The organism is Paraburkholderia sp. 40 (genome assembly GCF_050434105.1).
Lineage (GTDB): Bacteria > Pseudomonadota > Gammaproteobacteria > Burkholderiales > Burkholderiaceae > Paraburkholderia > Paraburkholderia tuberum.
Window position 1 is genome coordinate 451,706 of record NZ_JBNPVY010000003.1, and the last position, 21,369, is coordinate 473,074.

Here is a 21,369-nt window from a genome sequence, read left to right on the forward strand (position 1 = left end):
CTTGTCGTGCGTGCCCGATCGGTCTGCCGAAGCGGTGCCCGCACGATGCTTTCCTTGTTTCCACGGAGTTGTCGCAGATGGATGTATCTACAAAATTCTGGATGGTCGAGGGCGGCCCGACACCGGTAGGCCCTTTCTCCCATGCAACCGAGCACGACGGCTGGGTGTTTCTCACCGGCCAGATGCCGACGTCGCCGGAGGATGACAACGCACCGCTTCCCGAAGGCGTGGCCGCCCAGACGACGCGAGTAATGGACAATCTGATACTGGTGTTGAAAGGGATGGGGCTGGGCCTCGAACATGTCCTTTCGGCGCGGATTTTCCTGACCGAATTCAAACGGAATTACGCGACGATGAACGCGGTCTATGCAGCTTATTTTCCGGCCGGGAGATTGCCGGCGCGGACCTGTATCGGCGTAACCGGATTGGCGCGTGACGCGCTCGTCGAAATTGACTTCATTGCTCGCAGGCCGGGTTGAACAGCGACTCGATGCAGCCGTTATACCTGGTAGTCAATGTGCCCATGCTACCGCGCCGTCTCGACGGTCACCTCGCCGTGCAACAGGAATGAGGTCATCTCAGGTGCGTCGCGACGGGCATCGGTCACGAGCGTCCACTCGCGTTCGAGCGGTGTCCAGTGTTGCTGGCTTGCGCGGTCCAGTTTGTGCGAGGTGACCAGCACGAAAAGTTGGGCAGCCTGCCTGATGACGCATTCCTTAAGGTAGGCCTGCTCCGCTGACGCCTCGCAGAGGCCTCGGTCAGCCACCACGCCGTCCGCGCCGAGAAATGCCTTGTCGACCGACAGGCGGCTCAAGGCAAGCTGCGCAAGCGGGCCAAGCGTGCTCATGCTGGTGGGACGCAGATCGCCGCCGATCAGCGTGACGGGCACTTCGCTCGCAGCGAGCGTGTTGACGGCCAACAGATTGTTGGTCACAACGCGAACCTCGCGACGGCCGGCGAGCAAACGTGCCATTGCCGCGGTGGTGGTGCCGCCGTCGAGAAAGATGGCGTCGCCATCCTGCACATGGCTCACGGCCACGCGCGCGATGGCCTCCTTTTGCTCGCGAAAACTCTCGCGGCGGCTATCGAGCGATTCCTCGGGTTCGTGAATACCGAGCGAAGCGGCCGCGCCTCCGTAGGTGCGCACGATGCGCCGTTCGTCGGCGAGCGCGCGCAGGTCGCGGCGGACCGTCGCCTCGGACATGCCGAAGTGCTCGCACAACGCGCTGACATCGGTCATGCCGGAGAGGACGGCCTGCAGCATTGCCTCGCGGCGGTTCGTAACTTTCATGGTGATGATTTGCCTGGGTGGTGCGCCGTGTAAAGGCGTCGAATCGCGTAAGTGTAATCAAACGGGCTGGCGGGGCAATGGGGCGGGGCAGGCAGGTGTGCGCCGCGCGAATGTGCCCCGCCCGCGGCTGCAGGCCTGCCGCGTCAAATTGACTGAATTGATTGAATCGATCAATTCAGCCGGGAAGCCCATCGCCCCATCATTTTCAAAATGCCGGCTGCAAAAAGGGCTATTCGAGAAATATTTGCGCGAAGCGGAGGGCGGGCGTACACTCATAAATGATTGAATCGATCATTAAAGTGATCATATCGATCACAAACAACCGTGAGACAACTATGGCCCAACTACCCATCAAGCGCGCAATCGAACGCGTACCCGGCGGAATGATGATCGTCCCGCTCCTGCTCGGCGCAGTCATCGCCACCTTTCTGCCGGGCATGCCGAAATTCTTCGGCTCCTTCACGAATGCGCTGTTTACGGGTGCGTTGCCTATCCTTGCTGTGTTCTACGTGTGCATGGGTTCGTCCATCGATATCAAGGCGACGCCCTATCTGCTGAAGAAGGGCGGCGCGCTGTTTGCCGCGAAGGTGGGGACGGCGATTGTCGTCGGTTTCGTGCTGGGCCATTTTCTTGGCGAGATGCCCGTCTCCTCCGGACTGTTCGCCGGCATGTCGACGCTCGCGGTGGTCGCCGCGATGAACGACACCAACGGCGGCCTCTACATGGCGTTGATGGGGCAATATGGCAAATCTGAAGACGTCGGCGCGTACACGATCATGTCGCTCGAATCCGGCCCGTTCCTCACCATGGTCACGCTCGGCGTGGCCGGGCTTTCGGCGTTTCCCTGGCAGACGCTGGTCGGCAGCGTCCTGCCGCTGGCGGCCGGCATGCTGCTGGGCAATCTCGACCGGGAAATGCGCGCCTTTCTTGGCCGCGCCGTGCCGGTCATGATTCCGTTCTTCGCGTTGGCGCTCGGTGCGAGCCTCGACCTGCACAAGGTATGGCAAGCGGGCCTGCTGGGGATCGGCCTCGGCATTGCCGTGGTGATCGTCACGGGCATTCCCCTTTACCTGACCGATCGGCTGACGGGCGGCACGGGTGTCGCTGGGGTGGCGGCCGCCAACACGGCGGGCAACGGCGCGGCGGTGCCGGCGCTGATCGCCGCGGCCAATCCGGTCTACGCTGAAGCCGCCAAAAGTGCGACGCTGCTGGTTGCCGCGTGCGTGGTCGTGACGGCCATCGTCTCGCCCATACTCACCGCGGCCGTCGCAAAGCGTGTCGCCACGCGCACGGAAGCGAGAGACTCGACCGTCGGAGCGACACGTTGAGCATGACTAAACTTGTGATCGTCGCCGACGACCTGTCCGGCGCCGCCGATTGCGCGATTGCCTTCGCCGCTGCTGGTCTGCGCACGGCGGTGAGCCTCACGGCGGCGCAGGCGACGCTGCACGCCGAAGTGATCGCGGTGGATACTGACACGCGCCGTATGTCGCCCGCTGACGCGGCACGTTGCACGGGCGCGGCGTGGCAGGTATACGGCGCGCCGGCCTGCCGGTTGTACAAAAAAATCGATTCCACCTTGCGCGGCAACTGGGCCGCCGAAGTCGCCGGCTTGCAGCCGCTCGCGGGGCTCGCCATTGTCGCGCCGGCTTACCCGGCAACCGGGCGTACTGTGTGTGACGGCCGGGTCTTCGTGCACGGCATTCCGCTCGAAGAGACCGAAACCTGGCAGCTCGAACACGCTGAACCTTCTGCCGATCTCGCGACGATGCTGGAGTCCGCGGGCCTCACCACGGCGCTGTTGAGGGTCGCGGCACTGCGCGGCGATCGGCAGGCATTGCGCGAGACCATCGGCACAATGATGCGCGGCGGCATGCAGGCGCTGGTCGTCGATGCGCAAACCGATGCGGACCTCAGGGCGCTCGCCGAGGCTACGGCGTCGCTGGACGGCGCGTTCTTCTGGGTCGGCTCCGGCGGACTGGCTCGCGAGCTGGCTTTGGTGAGCGGCCAGTCCGCGCCCGCGCCGGACCAAAACGCGGCGCCGTCGCAGATGTACCGGCAGGACGGCGCGGTGCTGATTCTGGTCGGCAGCCTCTCGGCGGTCTCGGAGCAGCAATGCGCGATGCTGCGCGAGCGTGCGGGGATCGCCGAGATCGTGGTGCCGCCCGTCTTGCTGCGAGACGCCGAGCGGCATCCGCAATGGCCGGGCTGGCAGGCCCGCGTGGCCGCTCACCTTGGCGAACGCACCGATCTGCTGCTGCGAATCGGGCGCGACGAAGCGTTCAATCCGGCCGAAGGTGCGCATCTGTCGAAGGCGCTGGCGGCGCTCGTTGCGCCATCGTTTGCGCATCTCAGCGGACTGATCGCCACCGGCGGCGAAACTGCGCGCGCGATGCTGAGCGCGGTCGGTATCGCCAGTTTGCAATTACTGTCGGAGATCGAGCCGGGCGTCGCGGTAGCGCGTCCGCATGGCCGCGAGCACCTCAGGATTGTCACCAAGGCCGGCGCATTCGGCAGCGCGCATGCGCTGTACGGCGCTTACCTTCATCTGAGGAGCGCGACCGACTCCGCGCGCGGCGGGCCAGAAGTCAGCAGCCCGGCCGGCCCCTCCACACCCTCAACGGCTAGCAACACGAGCCCACGGAATTCAGCCAAAACACTATGAGCAACTACCTTCCTGTCATCGGCATCACGATGGGCGACGCAGCCGGCGTGGGTCCCGAGATCGTGGTCAAGAGCCTGACGCACGAGTCGGTCTATCAGCAGTGCCGCCCGCTTGTCATCGGCGATGCGGCACGCCTCGAACGCGCGAATGAGATTCTCGGCGGTAGCGCCACGGTGCGTCGTATCGAGAACGCGTCGGAGGCCCGCTATGAGTCGGGGACCATCGAGTGTATCGACCTCGCGCTGATTCCCGTCGACCTGCCATTTGGCAAGCTGTCGGCACTCGCAGGCGACGCCGCCTACCGCTACATTGCGCGCGCGGTCGAGCTGGCAAAAGCCGGCGAGATCGACGCGATCTGCACGGCGCCCTTGAACAAGGAGGCGCTTCACGCAGGCGGTCACAAGTATCCTGGCCACACCGAGATGCTCGCATATCTCACCGGCATCGACGAAGTCTCGATGATGCTCGTCGCGCCTAAATTGCGCGTGATTCACGTGACCACGCACATTGGCATCATCGATGCGATTCGCAAGATCGAGCCGGGCCTCGTGCAGCGCACGATCGAACGCGGTCACGCGACGCTCGTGAAGGCCGGCATCGCCAATCCGCGCATCGCCGTGTGCGGCATCAATCCGCATGCGGGCGAGAACGGCCTGTTCGGTTACGGCGAGGAAGAAGAAAAGATCGTTCCCGCGGTGCAGCGTCTTCGCGAGCGAGGCTGGGACATTGAAGGTCCGTTGCCTGCCGACACGCTTTTCTTCCGCGCCGGACGCGGCGATTTCGACCTGGTGGTCGCGATGTATCACGATCAGGGTCACGGTCCGGTCAAAGTTCTTGGGCTGGAGGCGGGCGTCAATGTGACGGTCGGTCTGGATGTGATCCGCACCTCGGTCGATCACGGCACGGCGTTCGACATCGCCGGCAAGGGCATTGCCGATGAGCGCAGTCTCCTCGAAGCCTTGCGTCAGGGCGCCGAGCTCGCCACGCGGCGAGCCTGAAGCGCGGCGATGGGAGCACCTTTGCGCAGAACCGCGGACTTTCACCAGAAGCTGCTGGAGGCCGGCGTCGCGCTGTTTGCCGAAACCGGTTATCACGGCACCGGCGTGAAGGACATCGTTGCGCGCGCCGGCGTGCCGAAGGGTTCGTTCTACAACTACTTCGACAGCAAGGAAGCGTTTGGCGCGGCGATCCTGCGTCACTACGCGGACGAGCAGGCGGCAGAGTGGCAGCAGTATTCGATCGAAGTGGATGCGCCTGATCCGCTGCTCGCGCTACGCGGCATCTACGAGCGCATGGTGGCCGACTACGAGGCTTGTGAAGATCGTTGCGGATGCCTGTTAGGCAATTTTGCCGGCGAGATCGCGCAGTCGAGCGATCTGTGCCGTCGTGCGGCGCGCCTGACGGTCGACGAATGGCGCATGCGTTGTGCGGAGTACCTGCGCCGAGGACAGGAGTTCGGTTCGGTGCGCCGCGATCTTCCGGCTGAAGCAATGGCAGACCTTTTCTGGAACATGTGGGAAGGCAGCCTGTTGCGGATGAAGCTGGAGGACTCGGTCGAACCTTTGAAGGCCTGTGTGCATTCGATGTTCGATCTGTTTTTCAAGTCCCGGCAATAACAGTAAGCGAGGTCGGCGCGCCGGGCGGCGCGCAGTCGCTCTGCGGTGCGCGGTTTGTCCGCAGTTGAGACGACCGGTCATATCAATGCAGGAAAGCAAGGTCCCCATGCAAAACTTCATCTTCCACAATCCAACTCGCATTCTGTTCGGCGAAGGCCAGATCGCCGCACTCGACACCGAGGTCCCGACCAACGCGCGCGTGATGATCACGTGCGGCGGCGGCAGCATCAAGAGCAATGGCGTGCTCGCGCAAGTACAGGCAGCGCTCGGCGAGCGCCCCTATTTCGTGTTCAGCGGCATCGAGCCCAATCCCACCTACGAAACCTTGATGCAGGCGGTCGAGTTGGCACGTGAGCGCGACCTCGACTTTCTGCTCGCAGTCGGCGGCGGCTCGGTGATCGACGGCACGAAGTTCATCGCGGCCGCACTGAAGTTCGACGGCGAGCCGTGGGACATCCTCGCGAAACAGGTTGAAGTGCGCGACGCGATGCCGTTCGGCAGTGTGTTGACGTTGCCGGCCACGGGTTCCGAAATGAACAACGGCGGCGTGATCAGCCATCGCGCGAAAGGCGACAAGCTGCCGTTTCGCAGCGATGCAACCTATCCGCGATTTTCCGTGCTCGATCCGGTCACGACCTACTCGCTGCCGCCGCGGCAGATCGCCAACGGCGTCGTCGACGCATTCGTTCATGTCGTCGAGCAGTACCTGACCTACCCGGTCGATGCGAAAGTGCAGGACCGCTTTGCTGAAGGGCTGTTGATCACGTTGACCGAAGTGGGCCCGCAGGCGCTTGCCGAGCCGCACAACTATGCCGTGCGCGCCAACCTCATGTGGACCGCGACGCTCGCGCTCAACGGCCTGATCGGCGCAGGCGTGCCGCAGGACTGGGCGACTCACATGCTCGGCCACGAAATCACCGCGCTGCATGGGCTCGACCATGCGCAGACGCTCGCGATTGTGCTGCCGGCCATGCTGAGCGTGCGACGGCAACAGAAGCACGCCAAGCTGCTGCAATACGCGGAGCGCGTCTGGAACATTACCGAGGGTAGCGAGGACGAGCGCATCAGCGCGGCGATCACGGCAACCCGCGTGTTCTTCGAGCGCATGTCGCTCGGGACCCGGTTGCGCGACTATCAGATTGACGGCAGTTCCATCGGCACGTTGATCAACAAACTTGAAGAGCACGGGATGACGGCGTTGGGCGAGCACGGCAACGTGACGCTCGAAGTCAGCCGCCAGGTCTATCAACTTGCAGTCTGAGCGATCCCGTATCCGCTTGACTGTTCTCCTGGATTATCGCCATGAAGATTGGATTCGTAGGGCTTGGCTCGATGGGCGCCGCAATTGCGATGAACCTGATCGAGTCGGGGCATGAGGTGCATGTTTTCAACCGCACTGCCGCGAGGGCGGAGCCTTTGCGCGCCGCTGGCGCACGGGTCGCCGCAAGCCCGGCGCACGCCGCGGCGTCGGCTGACGTCGTGTTCACGATGGTCGCCGACGATGCCGCGCATGCCGCCGTCACGTTCGGCGAGGCCGGTATTGCTAACGCGCTGCGACCGGGCGCGCTGCATATCTCGATGAGCACGATTAGCGTGGCGGCCGCGCAGGATCACGCGGCGCGCTACCGCGAAGCGGAACTCCCTTTCGTGTCCGCGCCGGTATTCGGCCGGCCCGACGCCGCGGCGGCGCGCAAGCTCTTCATCATGGCCGCGGGCGAGGACGCGCATCTCACCGTCGCGGTCCCGCTTCTCGAGCAACTCGGACAGTCGGTCGGCATCGTCGGCACGGATCCTTCGCAGGCGAACCTTGTGAAGCTGATCGGCAATTTCATGCTGTCCGCGATCATTGAGACTTTGGGCGAGGCCTGTGCGGTGGCCGGCAAGGCTGGCATCGACCCGATGCGCCTCGTCGAATTGCTGACGAGCGCGAACTTCAACGCGCCGCCGTACAAGATCTACGGTCCGTTGATCGCGTCCCAGCAGTTCCAGCCGCCGGGTTTTTCGTTGCCGCTCGGCCAGAAGGACAACCGGCTGATGCTGGCGGCCGCCGAGGCGCTGGGTGTGCCGTTGCCGCTGGCGAGCCTCGTGCGTGACCGCTTCCTGACCTTGCGTTCGCAAGGGATGGGCGCCGCGCACGACTGGTCGGCGGTAGCGTTGTGTGCGTTGTCCGATGCGGGCATGAGCAAGCCGGTCCACTTTCCGACCTAGCCGCCTCGCGACTGATTCGGCGGTCTTCACGCTGAGCCACACGATGACGAGCGCTGCCGCGGCCAGCCGCGGCCGCAGTAAGCCGTCCAGGGGCTACCATCCGAATCTGGCTCTGGTGCAAATAGGTGGTGTAGACAAGATTTTCGTATAGAAAGGATACCTCATGAAACAGACAGGACGGCCTTCCAGAGTGCGGGTGCAGCGGTATCTTTGAGGCCGAGCTTCCCAAGACTGAATTGGCCTTTGCGAATACGGTGTACCAACTCAATACCTGAGAGAGTGATCGCTGCGTTCCTGAAACGTTTGAAGCCGAGCATGACTTTCGTCCGGGACTTGACACGAGGGTCCGATGCTCGAAATATCTCAATAATTCGGTCGAGCAGGACCACCGCAACCAGCGAACACACAGAATGATCACATCGCGGTCAAAGTGACGGCCTGCGAACAGTTCGTCAAGGCTCTTCGGCTTGCTCATCGTCGGCTCTCAATTCGTTCAGCCCGATACCTTGACCGATTTGCCCCCGCGCTGTTTGCACCAGAGCCCTTTTTCGGATGAAAGGCGCGTGGAGCGTGGGTTCCGGCAGCCGCACGCGGGCAGGAACTCAAAGAACATCTCTCTATTTAAGCAAGCGATCTTTAGGTCGAACGCCCTTTCGATGCGTCCGCAACAGAAAGGAGCACAGAAGCCGCCCTCCGACAGGGATACAGCATCAAGAAGTGGCTGATGTTACCTTTTCAGGCCGGTTTGGTAATGAAGAACGGCTTATACCGACCTATTATGTGCGCTAATTTGCCGCTCCCCCGGGCAGCCGATACGGGGGATTCTTTTCTGGAGCAGTGATGTACGCAGACAGTATTGATAAGTTCTCGAAAGCCGGTGCGTATAAAGTGTCGGTCGTTCTCCGCTCGCCGCTCACTTTCCTTATCGGCGCGGCAATGGCTGGCGCCTATATCGGGTTCGGCGACATTCTTATGTTTTCAGTTGGCTCGCATGTCGATCCAGCTTATGTGCACCTCATCATGGGGGGGGTTTTCGCGTGTGCCCTCACCATCGTGGTATTCGCTGGCTCCGATCTGTTCACCGGCACGGCGATGTATATGCCTCTTGCTGTATTTCGGGGTGAGACCGGCGTGGGTGGCATGCTCCTAGTGTGGGTGACATGCTGGATCGGCAACCTGATCGGCGCTGTCGTGCTCGCGGTGATACTGCACGCAGCCGGGGGGGGAGTACTGCTAACCGACGGTTCAGAGATTTTCTTCAAGACGGTCGAGACGAAGATGGCGACGCCTGGGGTCCCGCTGTTCGCGAAGGGCCTGCTGTGCAACTGGCTTGTCTGCCTGGCGATCTGGATGGCAGCTCGAACGAACAATGACGGTGCAAAGCTGGGACTGATCTTTTGGCCCGTGTTTGCGTTTGTTGCCTGCGGCTTCGAGCACAGCGTCGCAAACATGTTCGTGTTCGCGCTTGCACTAATCGGCCAGCACCCGGCCAACATCACGTTTGCCGGTGCTTTGCATAACGAACTTTTTGTCACGCTAGGCAATCTGGCCGGTGGTGGAATCTTCGTCGGCCTTGGCTATTGGCTGCAAGAGAGCGGTCTTGGTCATCGTTCGAAAGCCCGCGCAGCCGTGTCCGCGAGCGGCGTTCGCACGAACTAACGCGGCGATTTTTCTCGGGACTTCGCTTTGCCCCGCAGATGTCCGCGGCGACAATTCGGTGCCGACAGAACCAGCGAGCGGTCCGCCTCCGGAAAGCGATTCGCAAAGGCGGCGGCAATCACGCGAACTGCCGACAATGGTAGCGATGCCGATGTCCAGTGCCCACATGAGGTCCGTGAGCGCGTCGGCATAGCCCTCAATCCCCGGTGTCGCAACCCGCAATGGTGCGCTCTGACCGTAACCCGGGGCGACCCACGCCACGACCCGAAAGCTCTCTTGGAGACCGGCCGGCTGGGCGCGATACCCCGCGGAACTCGAACCGATACCGTGAAGAAGAAGTGCGGCGCGTCTCCCAGACACGGCGCCCCGCTATTGACCGTTCTTGTTTCGGAGCAACGGCTCGGCATCCGTATTGTCCAGTTCTGTGCTGCCGCTGTGATATCGGGCGATTCGCTTTGAGCCTGGCAGTAGCGATGGCGACGGCGAGTACCGCTGCGATCGTCAGCAAGTCGGCCGATAGCGCCGCGGCAACCGCTTGCGTGCGTGTATGGAAGGCGGACGCCGCGACCTGCAGCGCGGTGTCGGCAACGATCGAAATGAGCGTTCCCCAGATAAAACAGGTCAGCCCCTGGCGACCGACCGTGACCACTGGCGGTAGCGCCGCGGCCAGCCGGTCGATCCAACCGAGCCGGCTCAACTGGGCGACCAGCCAGGCGATCGAGACGAAGCTGACAACTCTCAGGGAACTCAGGTGCTGTTTCAAATAGCCGGGTTCCGGCTGGTTGTCAATCAGCAACCTGTAAGTGGCAAAAGCCAGCGCGACGACAAGCGCGATCCAGGTCAGCCGCAGTCCGGCGCGCGAAGCCTGGAACACGGCGGACACCGGATGCAGTCGGCATAGCATGCCAAGCACAAACATCAACTGCCACGCGAACGGATCGAATGACCAGCCGATCGGGTCGGCGCTCGGCAGCAGATGCGCAAGCGAAGGTGCGCACAGCCACAACGCCAGGCTCGCCAGCAACGCGGTGGCCGGCTGGCGGCGAACGACCGGCGCGACCAGCGGCACACACAGCGCGAACCCGATATACATCGGCAGCACCGCAGCCAGATCAGGCTGGCGCCGTAGTGTGGCGATATCGAGTAGCGTTTGGAACGGCCGGACCAAAAACAGTGGCGCATCGGTGTAGGTCAGTACGGCGGTGTGAATGTGCAACGCGATCATTGCCAGGCCGCACAGCAGCATCAGAGCGGCCGTCAGGAGATAGCCACGATAGATTTCCCAACTGCGTTTTAGAAAGCGGCGCTGAGCCTGCGCTGCGCCACCGCGCGCTGTCATCGCGCAATAAGCGGCGGCGCTCGCATAGCCGCCGAGAAAGACGAAGACTTCGGCCGCGTCGCAAAATGCATAGGTATGCAGTGTCAGATGCGAGAGAGCGCTGTGCGAGACGTGGTCGAGTGTAATCACGATCAACGCCAGGCCGCGCAGGAAATCGACGCTCTTTGAACGAGTGGAATCTCGACTCACGGTGGTTTTGTCGCAGTAAGGAATGCTGGGCGAAGGAGATCGATATGCACAGTACTGCTTATATTGCGAGGTCGTAAAATGGGCCGGCGGTGGACAGATGGGTTCGGCGAGCACACTTCATCTGTGCCTTGCCGATCATGTGCGTTACTTCGATGCCGCCCAGCAGGATCCGGGCGCAGCGGAATGTCTTGAATCCCAGCATGGATCGCGTGCGTCGCCTGATCGCCCGACGGTCCTGTTCGACGAGGTTGTCGAGGTATTTGGACTGGCAGATCTTGATGGACGTTTCATACGCACGGGCCTTGTCGACGGCGCGGTACAGATATTTCCATTGGCCCTTGACCTTGATGTAGGTTTCATCGAAACGTCAGCTCTTGCCGACGGGACGCTGCGATGGCGAAACGACTTCTCCACAGCACCGGCAACAGTTTTATCGCCCAGCGGTGCGCGGTGCGAATGATGCACCGAGATTCCACGCTCAGCCATCATTTCAGGATTACATCCAACCGATAGTGAAGGCGTTTGAGCAACTTGCTACGCCGGCGTTTGGCGTCTTCATCGTCGGTTACATCGTTCGTTTCAAGGACGCTCACCATCGCAGATCGTCTTACTGCGACAGAGCCCGACCCTGTGCGTCGAGATACGGTCCCAGTAACGACAGGTCAGGCGCCCCAAGGCGATCATGGGCCGTCTGTAGCTGATGCCAGTATGGATAGAGCAGGGGCGGCGCGCTCACCGTGTCGAGCCGCTCGCGCTGCTGGGCGGTCAGCGTAAGATTCGCGGCGCCGAGGTTGTCGAGCAGTTGTGCTTCGTTACGTCCGCCGATAATGACCGAGGTGACGGCGGGGCGTCCGAGCGTCCACGCAAGCGCGACCTGCGCGGCCGAGACATCGTGCTCGCCGGCAATCTCGACCAGTGTGTCGACAATCGACCACAGGCGCTCCGCGTCGCGGATCGGCGGCTCGGTCCAGCCGGCGAGCTGGCGCGTTCCCTCGGGCGACGTGTCGCGGCGATGCTTGCCGGACAGCAGGCCACCTGCGAGCGGGCTCCAGACAAGAATGCCGAGCCCTTGATCGAGCGCGATCGGCGCGAGTTCGTATTCCGCTTCGCGTGCTTCGAGCGTGTAGTGAATCTGTTGGCCCACAAAACGCGGCAGACGATCGCGTTCGCTCACGTGCAACGCCTTCATCAAATGCCAGCCGGAGTAGTTCGAGCAACCGACATACCGGATCTTGCCGTGCCGAACCAGCAGATCGAGCGCTTCAAGCGTTTCTTCCAGCGGCGTGAGTCCGTCCCATTCGTGCACCTGATAGAGGTCGATCACGTCGGTCTTGAGGCGCCGCAGGCTCGCTTCGCAGGCCTCTATCAGATGATGCCGCGACAGACCCCGATCGTTCGGACCGTCGCCCATCGGGAAGCGGGCCTTCGTGGCGATCAGCACGCCGCCTTTGCGTTTGCCGCCGAGCGCTTCGCCGACGATTTCCTCCGACGCGCCATTGGAATAGACATCTGCCGTATCGATCAGGTTGACGCCCGCGTCGATGCACATGTCGATCTGCCGGCGCGCATCGTCGAGGCCAACCTCGCCGACGCTCGCGAATTTGCCCTTGCCGCCCATCGTCATCGTGCCTAGCGTGATGGTGGACACCTTCAGGCCCGAACGGCCCAGTTGACGGTATTCCATGATGAAGCAATCTCCATAAATGTTGCCCGGAATCCACGGCCGCGGTGCGGTCGTTAAGTCCCCACTGCGCGAGCACTTCGTGCCCGGTGGTCCTCTGACGCTCCGGAGCATCCGACAATATCGAAGATCGGCTTAACATTCCAATAGAAAGATATGATCCAATTGTGCGGTTTTCGTGATTAATCGTCTGTGGTGAGAAGGGTGCTAACGTGGACTTGAAGCAGCTGGAACATTTCGTAGCGGTCGCAGAAGAGCGGCATTTCACGCGCGCGGCGCGGCGACTTAACCTCGTTCAGTCCGGCTTGTCCGCATCGATCCGCTTACTGGAGGACGAGCTGGGCGGACCGTTGTTCATCCGCAGCACGCGGCGAGTCGACTTCACCCCTGCCGGCGAAGTGCTGTTCGCGCAAGCGCGGCGGGTGCTCGCGGCCGCACGCGACGCGCGCCACGCCGTGACGCAAGTGCATGGGCTCGCACGCGGCCGGCTCAGCATTGGCGCCATTCACGGTCTCGCGCCTTATGTCGATCTGCCTGCTACCTTGGGGCGGTTTCGGGCCGCGTTCGGCGGGATCGATATCCACCTGACACTCGATGGCTCGCGCGCGTTGATCGACGAGGTGCGGGAAGGACGTCTTGACCTCGCTTTTACCCAGCCCTCGGATTCGCCACCGGACGGTCTCGGATCGCAAATGTTCGCGTGTGAGGGAATGGTCGTCGTCTGCGCGACGCATCATCGACTGGCGGGGGCTAACGGGCTAAAGCTCGCGGATCTTTGCGAAGAAACGTTCGCCGATCTGCGTCCAGAATGGAGCGTGCGACGGCTCGTCGATCGAAGCTTTGCCGCCGCGGGGCTGCAGCGGCAGATCAGCTTCGAGGTCAACGACATGCCGATGTTGCTTGAATTGGCGGCGCAGGGGCTTGCGATAACGATCGTGCCGGAATCTGTCGCCTCCGCCAGGGTGCGCGACACGCGTGGCGCGCCGATCGCCACGGCGACTCTGCGCGAAGCCGAGGAGCCGTGCTGGGAACTCGCGGCTGTTTTCAAGGGCAGCGCCGCAGAACCACTCGTGCCCGTCGCCCGTGCTTTTCTGGATTTGCTCAAATTACCCGCAGTGGCGACCTGACACTCCACTGCATCAGGGCAATTATTGGGAATGTTCGCAAGCAAAGCCAGGCAGCAACACCGTATCGGGCGAGGCGCAAGGCTTCGATGTGATGGGTTCGAAGGCGGTCCAGGATCGCATCGATCAAGCCGAGATTTAATCGGCTGCTCGTCGTATCGTAGCGAATCAGTTCGTCGGCCAACGCGAGATAGGCGGGGCGTTCGTTAGTATCCAGTGCTGGCTTATCAAACATGACGTGCGCCCTCGGGCTCTCCTGGCAACATCGAGCGATTGTCGGCGGACGAAATTCACAACATGCACGTGGTATTCGAGTCCAGCGGCGGGGAAGAAGGCCGTGGCCAAAGCGGGCGGGGCGAACCGATGCGTGGAGCGCACTATCAATCGTTCGGCGCGGAGCTACATTAAGAACTCCGACGCAGACCGGCAAACTTACGCTCGCAACTCGCGCCTGCCACATCGCACATCAGCGAGCTAGCTTCGCCGCACAGGTTTTCCAGTCCGCATGCAGCGTCTGGGCCCGCGCGTACACCTTTTCCATTTCGGCGCGCAGCGGCGCGACCGATTCATCGGCGAGATCAAACTCGGCGCTGAGCGCCCCGTAGGCTGCGCTGATTTCACGCAAAAGCGCCGGCTCGTCGACGCGGGTGAGCCTTCCGTTGCGCAATACGGCGTCGCTTGCGACGAAGACGCTGTCGATCGACGCGCCACGTTCGGCGTAGACCAATTGGCGCACCGGGTCCGTCAGCGGCGTGAAGCTGATCGTATCGGTGCGATACGCCACCAGGTCGGCACGATAACCCGGCGCAATCGCGCCGAGCTGGCCGCCGAGTCCGAGCGCGCTCGCTCCGCCCCCCGTGCCCGCGCGCAGCGCTTCGGATGCCGATAACCAGCGCGAATGGTCGTTGCCGCGTATCTTTGAAAGCGCTGCGGCGCTGCCCAGCACGTTGAGCATATTGCCGGTGACGGTCGACGCGCAGCCGTCGGAACCCAGGCTCACGTTGACGCCTGCGTCGAGCAGCGCGCGCACCGGTTGCACGCCCGAGCCGAGCATCAGGTTGCTCCACGGGTTGTGCTGCACGCTGGCGCCCGGCTGAGCGAGGCACTCGATCTCGGCATCCGAGAGCCACACCGCGTGAATCAGCGAGGTGCCGGCCGCAGAAAGCCGAGTTCGGCGAGACGCATCACCATGGGTTTGCCGTAAAAGGCCTGCGCCGTGACCACCTGCATGCAGCCATGTTTCCTGCACATGGATAATCACCGGCAGCGCATGCGCATCGGCAAACGCGCGGCAACGCGCAAGAAATTCAGGCGTGCAGCGCTGCGGCGCCGAAGGCGAAATCGCAATGCCAACCCGGTTGTGGTGCGGATGGTGTTGTGCGAGTCGGGTTTCCAGCAGAGCAAAGAACGCGTGTCGACGTCCGGGAAGTTGTCGACGATCGCACGGTCCATCATCGAAAAGCCGACCAACGCGCGAATGCCCGCGTCTTCATAGGCCTGGAAAATCGCTTCGACGGTGGCGGGGTCGATCGACTGGCCGAGGCTTACGTCATCCACCAGTGTGGTCGCGCAGCTGCGCAGCGCCTCGAGCGCGCACACCATTGTGCGCAGATAGGCCTGGCGCGGCGTGAGCCTGGCCGGACGAGGCGCGCGGACATAGTGCATCCACAGTTCGAGCGGCAGGTTTTCGAGCCGTCCTTTATGAAAATGCTCGTGCGAATGCTGGTGGCCGTTCACGAGCCCCGGCACCAGCAGGCAGCCGTCGAGCGGCACGCGCTCGCCGTCGGTGGCGCTGCCGCCGGCCACGACCGCTGCGATCCGCTCGCCTTCAATCACAACGTCGACGGGACGCGGGACGTAACGCTGCTCGGCGCCGAGCACAGCCTTCACGTTGGAGAGCATCTTGCGCACGTTTTTCACCTGATTGGACAAAGACTCGTTGCAGCGGTTAGCGAAACTGCCGGGACAGTCCGGCGAGCCGCTCCATCAACAACATCGAAATCAAGGTCACGACGATCAGCACACCCGAGGCTGCGGCCACCCGCACGTCCAGGCTGTCCTCGATGATGTGCCACAGATGGATCGGCAACACTTCGGAGCGCGCATCGGAAAGGAACAGCGACAGCGCGACGTTATCGAACGAACTCATGAACGCGATGAATGCGCCCGACGCGATGCCGGGCACGAGCACCGGCAATACGACGAGCCGGAACGTGAACCAGCCGCTCGCCCCGAGGCACCTGGAGCTGGCGATCGAGGAAGAGCCGGGATTGGGCAATGGAGGTCTCGGGAGGCTTGCTGCCTGTTACCTGGATTCGCTTGCGACGCTCGAAATCCCTGCCATCGGGTACGGCATCCGCTATGAGTTCGGCATCTTCCACCAGGATATCCGTGACGGTTCACAAGTCGAGTTGACTGACAAGTGGCTCCAGTGGGGAAATCCATGGGAATTCGTTCGCCCGGACGTGAGCTTCTATGTTGCCTTTGGCGGGCACACCAAAAACGAGATCGACGCGCAGGGCCGTTTTGTCGTTCGGTGGATACCGGCGCATCAGGTCAAAGGCGTGGCCTGCGACATGCCCATACTAGGTGACCGGGTCAACACGTGTAACGCGTTGCGTCTGTGGAAGAGCGAGGCGGTCGAATCATTCGACCTGCAGGATTTCAACGCCGGCGACTACTATGAGGCGGTACAGGAGAAGGTGATCTCCGAGACGCTCTCAAAGGTGCTGTATCCCAACGATGAGCCCGAGGCCGGCAAGCGATTGCGCCTGGCCCAGCAATATTTCTTCGTATCCTGCTCGCTGCAGGACATGCTGCGCCTGCTTGACCGCAGGCGGGAACCGGTGGAGCACTTCGCGAACATGTTCATCGCGCAGTTGAACGACACCCACCCGTCCATCGCGGTAGCCGAACTGATGCGCCTGCTGGTGGACGAACGTCTCGTGCCATGGGACGAGGCGTGGGACATCACCCGCCGCACGTTCGCCTATACCAATCACACACTGCTACCTGAGGCACTTGAGACGTGGGGAGTACCACTGTTTCAAAGCCTGCTGCCGCGGCCGCTCGAGATCATCTACGAGATCAACCGCCGGTTCCTCGACGAGGTTCGGCAAAGGCATCCCGGTGACGATGCCCGCGGCGCGCGAATGTCGCTGATCGACGAGAGAGGGGAGAAGAGGGTCCGCATGGCCCATCTGTCGACGATCGGCAGCCATGCTGTCAATGGTGTGGGCGAGCTTGCAGAGCGCGATTCGTCCGCGATTGCAACAGGAGTTGTAGGCGACCTCGATCTGTGCGTAGCCGGAACAGCGCAGCAAGTGTCCCCCCAGCGCCGCGCTGCGGCACAGTTCGATGGCCGACATGACCTTCAGCTGCCCCAGGCTCAGCGACACCGTGCGTCGCCATACTGGCCCTGGGCGCGGAAGATGTCCGCGACCTCCAGCATGGGGTACTACACTGCGCCCACGTTACTCGGAGGGCGGACGCTCCAGCGGACTGGTAACTTCGCGCAGCAGGTCGGTGGCCACCTGCACGTACTTGAAATGTGCCGCAGCGCATTTCATCTACCTGCACGGAGATGATGTCAAGCGGGCACGACAGATGGCTGGCATTCGGCACCAGAAAAAGAGGTTGCGGACGTTCGAGGGGCGAAGTCCACAGACGGATCATCGGCCAAACCCGCCATTCGGGTAACCATAAACTTGACGCGCGTGAGTGGCAGCTTACGCGAGGACCGTATGATCTGATCGCCGTTGCCCCACCTTCGACACTCGAGAGAATCGACAACTCGATGACGCAGAGCAGCCTTTGAGCGACCGCTTACAGGTGTCGGCATTGTCGTTGGCCCAACGCGGTCTGATCTATGACGCGCGCCAAAGCGCGTGACGGAACCCATTGGCCTCCCTGTGCAATGAATCGGGAAGTCGCGTCGACGACCGTTTGATAGATGTCTTCATCGAATACGTCAAAGACAGGTGCGACGACCGACTCCGCGAGGGCAAATTGCTGCTTTTCGAATCTGCTCGCGTCGATGCGACCTTCCGCATCGAAAGTGAGCATGGAAAACGTGCTCCGAACGACGCGCACCGGGTTTCTGGCCACGAGTTCGACTACGACGCTGGCCATTCGCGCTCGTTGCCCCGCAAAAACGGGCAGACTGTGGCTTGCCGGATCTCGCAGCATCCTGTTGAACCTGGTGCCTGAGAGCCGCGAGAGGGTATCGTCGCGAGCGATCAGAAACGTTCGGCAAGAAAATCCCATGGTTCTGCCCCTTGCATTAACGGTGATGCTCACCACGCCCGGCGAGATTCCGCAACGCGCATCCGAGCAGGCTATTCGCCGCTGTACCTTACACCGCGCGCGTGACCAGGCTTCGGGGCGTCCGGGTCGATGCCCGGCTCCGGAGGTTCAAGGAGCAGCGTTGAACGTCCGCAGGTCCAACAGGACACTCTGCCATTTGGTCGTTTGTAACAAGCGCAACTGATTTTCGGCGGGCGGGTGGGAGCGCCATCGGCATCCCATCTCGTATGAGTCAGGTTTTGGTACCCTTTCATCGTGAGCCCTGCTTCCCTAGCCGGATTCGAAAATTCACGGGGACCGCCGTGAAGGTTGAAGGTCGGTCAGCCGGTGGCAGAGCGGGGGCGAGCTTCCGTGAGTTGATACGTAGCAATCAGGTTGTCCTACAGCAGATGAAAAGACAGTTCACAAGACATGCTCAACGCAGCGACCAGGCATACCCCGGACGCTTGGCCCGCCCCACAATCCCGGCGAACCAGGCGCAGACGGAACTTCGCCCAGTTCGCACTGGGCCGGCGGGCCTGCCGGTTGTTTCCGAGGCCGCTTTCCGTGAAAACAGGCCGCTTCAGCGCTTGTTGCAACAGTGCCATGAGGACGGGCGTTTTTGACTGCTTCCGACATTCTCGCGCCACACCTGACGCCCGGTGGTCACCTGCTTGCAGTTCCAGAGGACGACGCGCCACTATTGGCGGATGAAATACGACCGCGGCTAGGCAGTTCTTTTGCGCTTGGCGCAGGACATGGCCTGCTGCATCTGGGAACGGCGGAAATCGGCCGCGTTTTGCCGCCCGCCTGGGCCTGGTGGCGAGATTTTGCCGCGCGCTATGTCACCGCCTTGTGCGCCACACCCGAGGGCGGCGAGATTGCGGTCGTCACGCCCGCTGCCAAGGACTTCGATGCCCTGATTGCCGATGCGCCGCCGATGACGGGCGGGGAGTATCTAACGCCAGATGTGCTAACCACGCTGTGGGGCGAGATCGATACTGCCTTGCACCAGGAACTGGCGACCGCAATGGTCTCGCTTCAGGATTTCCTCAAGTTGCGCCACCCGGCCTGGAATCTGGTCGGCCGTGTGCATTTCAACCTCGCTGAGAACCGCAAGGACACGGAGTCACCGTTCGCCTTCCTTGCGACTTACACTTCGCGCCTGTCGGCCCATGGCAAAGCGCAACACCAGCCACTGTCGCAAGCCCTGGCGGAATTTTCGGGAGCCAGGAGCAAGGCGCAGCTCCTGTCATTACTGCTGCCGGTGCAGCGCGCCGCGGAACACTGTGATTGGCTTCGCGAAATGGTGGATACCGGCGAGATATACCATCCGCTGCGCTGGACGCCGCTTGACGCCCATCGCTTTCTCTCGGACCTGTCCCAACTGGAGGCCGCCGGGATTGTCGTACGCACGCCAGGCGTCTGGCAGGCGGGCCGCCCTGTTCGCCCCGTTGTGAAAGCCAGCGTCGGAGCACGACCGCCTTCGCTCCTGGGCAAGGATGCGTTGCTCGATTTCAGCATGGAGGTCTCCCTCGACGGCGAGCGTCTCAGCGCCTCCGAGGTCAGGGATCTGCTCAAAGGCGCCGATGGCTTGCAACTCATCCGTGGTCGCTGGGTCGAGGTGGACAAGAAAAAGCTCAGTCGGCTCCTGAAGCGATTCGAGGCCATGGAAAAGGCGGCACAAACCGGTCTGCCTTTTAATGAGGCCCTACGCCTTCTGGCGGGTGTTTCGCTCGACGATAACGCCGACCCCGCTGACCTCGACTGGTCGCAGCTTGTTGCAGGGCCCTGGCTGGCCGACATGCTGCAGGAATTGCGTCAGCCGGAGGGGTTGGCGCAGATCAGTCCGGGACCGGAACTCAAGGCGAACCTGCGGCCCTACCAACGGGCCGGCGTGCGGTGGTTGTACCTGCTCACCCGGCTCGGACTGGGCGCTTGCCTGGCGGACGATATGGGCCTGGGCAAGACCATGCAGGTACTCTCGCTGCTGCTCGTGCTGAAGCGTGAAAGCACCGAGGTGCGGCCCAGCTTGCTGGTCGCCCCCGCATCGCTGCTGGCCAACTGGGCGGCAGAGGCCGAGCGCTTCGCCCCGGGCTTGCGCCTGCTGATCGCCCATCCGTCGGTCATGCCGGCGGCCGATTTGCGTGCGCTCGACGCCGCGCGGCTTGCGGACATCGATCTCGTCATCACCAGTTTTGGCTCGCTGCTTCGCCAGCCGGTACTGGGGACCATCCAATGGCGCCTTGCCATCGTTGATGAAGCACAGGCGATCAAGAATCCGGGCGCCAAGCAAACGCGACAGGTCAAGCAACTCCAGGCACAATCGCGCATCGCGCTGACTGGCACCCCCGTGGAAAACCGCCTGTCGGACCTGTGGTCCATTTTCGATTTTACCCACCCCGGTTTGCTGGGCTCGGACAAGGTCTTTGCCAAATTTACCAGGCGGCTGGCGAAGGCCGAGCACTTCAGCCCGCTGCGAACGCTCGTACGGCCCTACATCCTGCGCCGCCTGAAGACCGACAAACGGGTAATCGACGACCTTCCGGACAAGACCGAGCTCAAGGCCTGGTGCCACCTGAGCCCGACCCAGGCGGCGCTTTACCAGCGTGCGGTGAAGGATCTGGCCGCCGCGCTTGAGGACGCCGAAGGCATCGGTCGCAAAGGTGTGGTGCTGAGCTTCCTCATGCGCTTCAAACAGATATGCAACCATCCGTCGCAGTGGTTGGGTGACGCGGCCTGGAAGGCGGAAGACAGCGGCAAGTTCGCCCGCCTGCGCCAACTGGCCGAAGTCATTGCCGCCAAGCAGGAAAAGGTGCTGGTATTCACCCAGTTCCGCGAGACCACTGAGCCGCTGGCGGCATTTCTGGGTTCGATCTTTGGCCGCGAAGGTCTGGTGCTCCATGGCGGCACCCCCGTAGCCCGGCGCCGGGAGCTGGTCAAGCGATTCCAGGACGATGAGTTGACGCCCTTCTTCGTGCTCTCGCTCAAGGCCGGTGGGGCGGGGTTGAATCTCACCGCTGCTTCGCATGTGATCCATTACGACCGCTGGTGGAACCCGGCCGTGGAAAATCAGGCGACTGACCGTGCGTTTCGTATCGGCCAGCAGAGGAACGTCCTGGTGCATAAGTTTATCTGCCGTGGCACGATCGAGGACCGTATCGACCAGTTGATCGAAGTGAAGCAGCAATTGGTGAAGGATGTGCTGGAGGGCGGCGCGGAACTGCTGCTCACCGAGATGAGCGATCGTGAATTGCTCGATCTCGTGAAGCTCGACGTTTATGCCGCGCAAGAAAACTGATCGTCAGGAGAG

At 62.4% G+C, this 21,369-nt stretch carries 18 protein-coding genes and 4 pseudogenes; 11 read left to right on the forward strand and 11 right to left on the reverse strand.

Features of this window, described 5'->3' with window-relative positions; all coding sequences use genetic code 11:
* Positions 1-77: 77 nt before the first annotated feature.
* On the forward strand, positions 78-479 hold the full coding sequence (locus OKW28_RS17405) for a RidA family protein (RefSeq protein ID WP_429447577.1): 402 nt from the start codon (positions 78-80) through the stop codon (positions 477-479).
* Between the two features lie 47 nt (positions 480-526).
* Here OKW28_RS17405 and OKW28_RS17410 read toward each other — a convergent pair whose 3' ends face one another.
* Positions 527-1,291 carry a DeoR/GlpR family DNA-binding transcription regulator gene (locus tag OKW28_RS17410; RefSeq protein WP_187632708.1) on the reverse strand — a complete coding sequence of 255 codons (765 nt, stop codon included), beginning with the start codon at positions 1,289-1,291 and terminating at the stop codon, positions 527-529.
* A gap of 335 nt (positions 1,292-1,626) precedes the next feature.
* Between OKW28_RS17410 and OKW28_RS17415 the strand changes: the two genes are divergently transcribed.
* From OKW28_RS17415 to OKW28_RS17440, 6 genes are all read left to right on the forward strand, one after another.
* A complete protein-coding gene (locus OKW28_RS17415; protein WP_026226515.1) occupies positions 1,627-2,619 on the forward strand; it encodes a 2-keto-3-deoxygluconate permease in 993 nt (330 codons plus the stop codon).
* Between the two features lie 2 nt (positions 2,620-2,621).
* Positions 2,622-3,956 carry a four-carbon acid sugar kinase family protein gene (locus OKW28_RS17420; RefSeq protein WP_429447578.1) on the forward strand — a complete coding sequence of 445 codons (1,335 nt, stop codon included), beginning with the start codon at positions 2,622-2,624 and terminating at the stop codon, positions 3,954-3,956.
* Positions 3,953-4,954, forward strand: a complete 1,002-nt coding sequence (gene pdxA / locus OKW28_RS17425; RefSeq protein WP_429447580.1) for a 4-hydroxythreonine-4-phosphate dehydrogenase PdxA — start codon at positions 3,953-3,955, stop codon at positions 4,952-4,954. Before OKW28_RS17420 ends, pdxA begins: the two co-directional genes overlap by 4 nt.
* A gap of 21 nt (positions 4,955-4,975) precedes the next feature.
* Positions 4,976-5,572: a TetR/AcrR family transcriptional regulator gene (locus tag OKW28_RS17430; protein WP_187632705.1), complete on the forward strand. Its 597-nt coding sequence runs from the start codon at positions 4,976-4,978 to the stop codon at positions 5,570-5,572.
* A 106-nt stretch (positions 5,573-5,678) separates the two neighbouring features.
* Complete coding sequence (gene yqhD / locus OKW28_RS17435; protein ID WP_429447582.1) at positions 5,679-6,833, forward strand: alcohol dehydrogenase; 1,155 nt, start codon at positions 5,679-5,681, stop codon at positions 6,831-6,833.
* A gap of 41 nt (positions 6,834-6,874) precedes the next feature.
* Positions 6,875-7,780, forward strand: a complete 906-nt coding sequence (locus tag OKW28_RS17440) for an NAD(P)-dependent oxidoreductase (protein WP_429447583.1) — start codon at positions 6,875-6,877, stop codon at positions 7,778-7,780.
* Positions 7,781-7,941: 161 nt separating this feature from the next.
* Here the strand turns inward: OKW28_RS17440 and OKW28_RS17445 are convergent.
* Positions 7,942-8,109, reverse strand: a pseudogene (locus tag OKW28_RS17445) (IS6 family transposase); the annotation flags it as partial.
* Positions 8,110-8,620: 511 nt separating this feature from the next.
* On the opposite strand from OKW28_RS17445, the gene OKW28_RS17450 reads away from it, so the two are divergent.
* Positions 8,621-9,439 (forward strand): formate/nitrite transporter family protein, encoded by an 819-nt coding sequence (locus OKW28_RS17450; protein WP_429447584.1) that lies wholly within the window; start codon positions 8,621-8,623, stop codon positions 9,437-9,439.
* A gap of 196 nt (positions 9,440-9,635) precedes the next feature.
* Here OKW28_RS17450 and OKW28_RS17455 read toward each other — a convergent pair whose 3' ends face one another.
* From OKW28_RS17455 to OKW28_RS17465, 3 genes and pseudogenes are all read right to left on the reverse strand, one after another.
* On the reverse strand, positions 9,636-10,967 hold the full coding sequence (locus tag OKW28_RS17455) for an OpgC domain-containing protein (RefSeq protein WP_429447586.1): 1,332 nt from the start codon (positions 10,965-10,967) through the stop codon (positions 9,636-9,638).
* 58 nt (positions 10,968-11,025) lie between these two features.
* A pseudogene (locus OKW28_RS17460) lies at positions 11,026-11,526 on the reverse strand (DDE-type integrase/transposase/recombinase).
* Positions 11,527-11,574: 48 nt separating this feature from the next.
* Positions 11,575-12,651, reverse strand: a complete 1,077-nt coding sequence (locus OKW28_RS17465) for an aldo/keto reductase (protein ID WP_429447588.1) — start codon at positions 12,649-12,651, stop codon at positions 11,575-11,577.
* A 209-nt stretch (positions 12,652-12,860) separates the two neighbouring features.
* Here OKW28_RS17465 and OKW28_RS17470 point away from each other — a divergent pair, with 209 nt between their 5' ends.
* Entirely contained in the window at positions 12,861-13,775 is a 915-nt protein-coding gene (locus tag OKW28_RS17470) for a LysR substrate-binding domain-containing protein (protein WP_018421971.1), read from the forward strand.
* On the opposite strand, the gene OKW28_RS17475 is transcribed toward OKW28_RS17470, so the two are convergent.
* The 4 genes from OKW28_RS17475 to OKW28_RS17490 all read right to left on the reverse strand — a co-directional run bounded on the left by OKW28_RS17475 (position 13,750) and on the right by OKW28_RS17490 (position 15,963).
* Positions 13,750-14,007: a hypothetical protein gene (locus OKW28_RS17475; RefSeq protein ID WP_429447590.1), complete on the reverse strand. Its 258-nt coding sequence runs from the start codon at positions 14,005-14,007 to the stop codon at positions 13,750-13,752. The genes OKW28_RS17470 and OKW28_RS17475 overlap by 26 nt on opposite strands.
* A gap of 231 nt (positions 14,008-14,238) precedes the next feature.
* Positions 14,239-15,120, reverse strand: coding sequence for an amidohydrolase family protein (locus OKW28_RS17480; protein WP_429448756.1), 882 nt, complete (start codon positions 15,118-15,120; stop codon positions 14,239-14,241).
* Complete coding sequence (locus OKW28_RS17485; protein ID WP_429448758.1) at positions 15,030-15,674, reverse strand: amidohydrolase family protein; 645 nt, start codon at positions 15,672-15,674, stop codon at positions 15,030-15,032. The genes OKW28_RS17480 and OKW28_RS17485 overlap by 91 nt, the downstream gene beginning before the upstream one ends.
* Before the next feature lie 46 nt (positions 15,675-15,720).
* Positions 15,721-15,963, reverse strand: a complete 243-nt coding sequence (locus tag OKW28_RS17490) for a hypothetical protein (protein WP_429448760.1) — start codon at positions 15,961-15,963, stop codon at positions 15,721-15,723.
* Between the two features lie 55 nt (positions 15,964-16,018).
* Between OKW28_RS17490 and OKW28_RS17495 the strand changes: the two are divergent.
* Positions 16,019-17,017, forward strand: a pseudogene (locus OKW28_RS17495) (glycogen/starch/alpha-glucan phosphorylase); the annotation flags it as partial.
* An 18-nt stretch (positions 17,018-17,035) separates the two neighbouring features.
* Here the strand turns inward: OKW28_RS17495 and OKW28_RS17500 are convergent.
* Together OKW28_RS17500 and OKW28_RS17505 are read right to left on the reverse strand one after the other, a co-directional pair.
* Positions 17,036-17,223 (reverse strand): annotated as a pseudogene (locus OKW28_RS17500) (transposase zinc-binding domain-containing protein); the annotation flags it as partial.
* Between the two features lie 374 nt (positions 17,224-17,597).
* The gene (locus tag OKW28_RS17505; protein ID WP_429447592.1) at positions 17,598-17,837 is read right to left on the reverse strand and encodes a hypothetical protein; all 240 of its coding nucleotides are present in this window, start codon (positions 17,835-17,837) and stop codon (positions 17,598-17,600) included.
* A gap of 841 nt (positions 17,838-18,678) precedes the next feature.
* On the opposite strand from OKW28_RS17505, the gene OKW28_RS17510 reads away from it, so the two are divergent.
* Positions 18,679-21,357: a DEAD/DEAH box helicase gene (locus OKW28_RS17510; protein WP_429447593.1), complete on the forward strand. Its 2,679-nt coding sequence runs from the start codon at positions 18,679-18,681 to the stop codon at positions 21,355-21,357.
* Positions 21,358-21,369 lie beyond the last annotated feature (12 nt).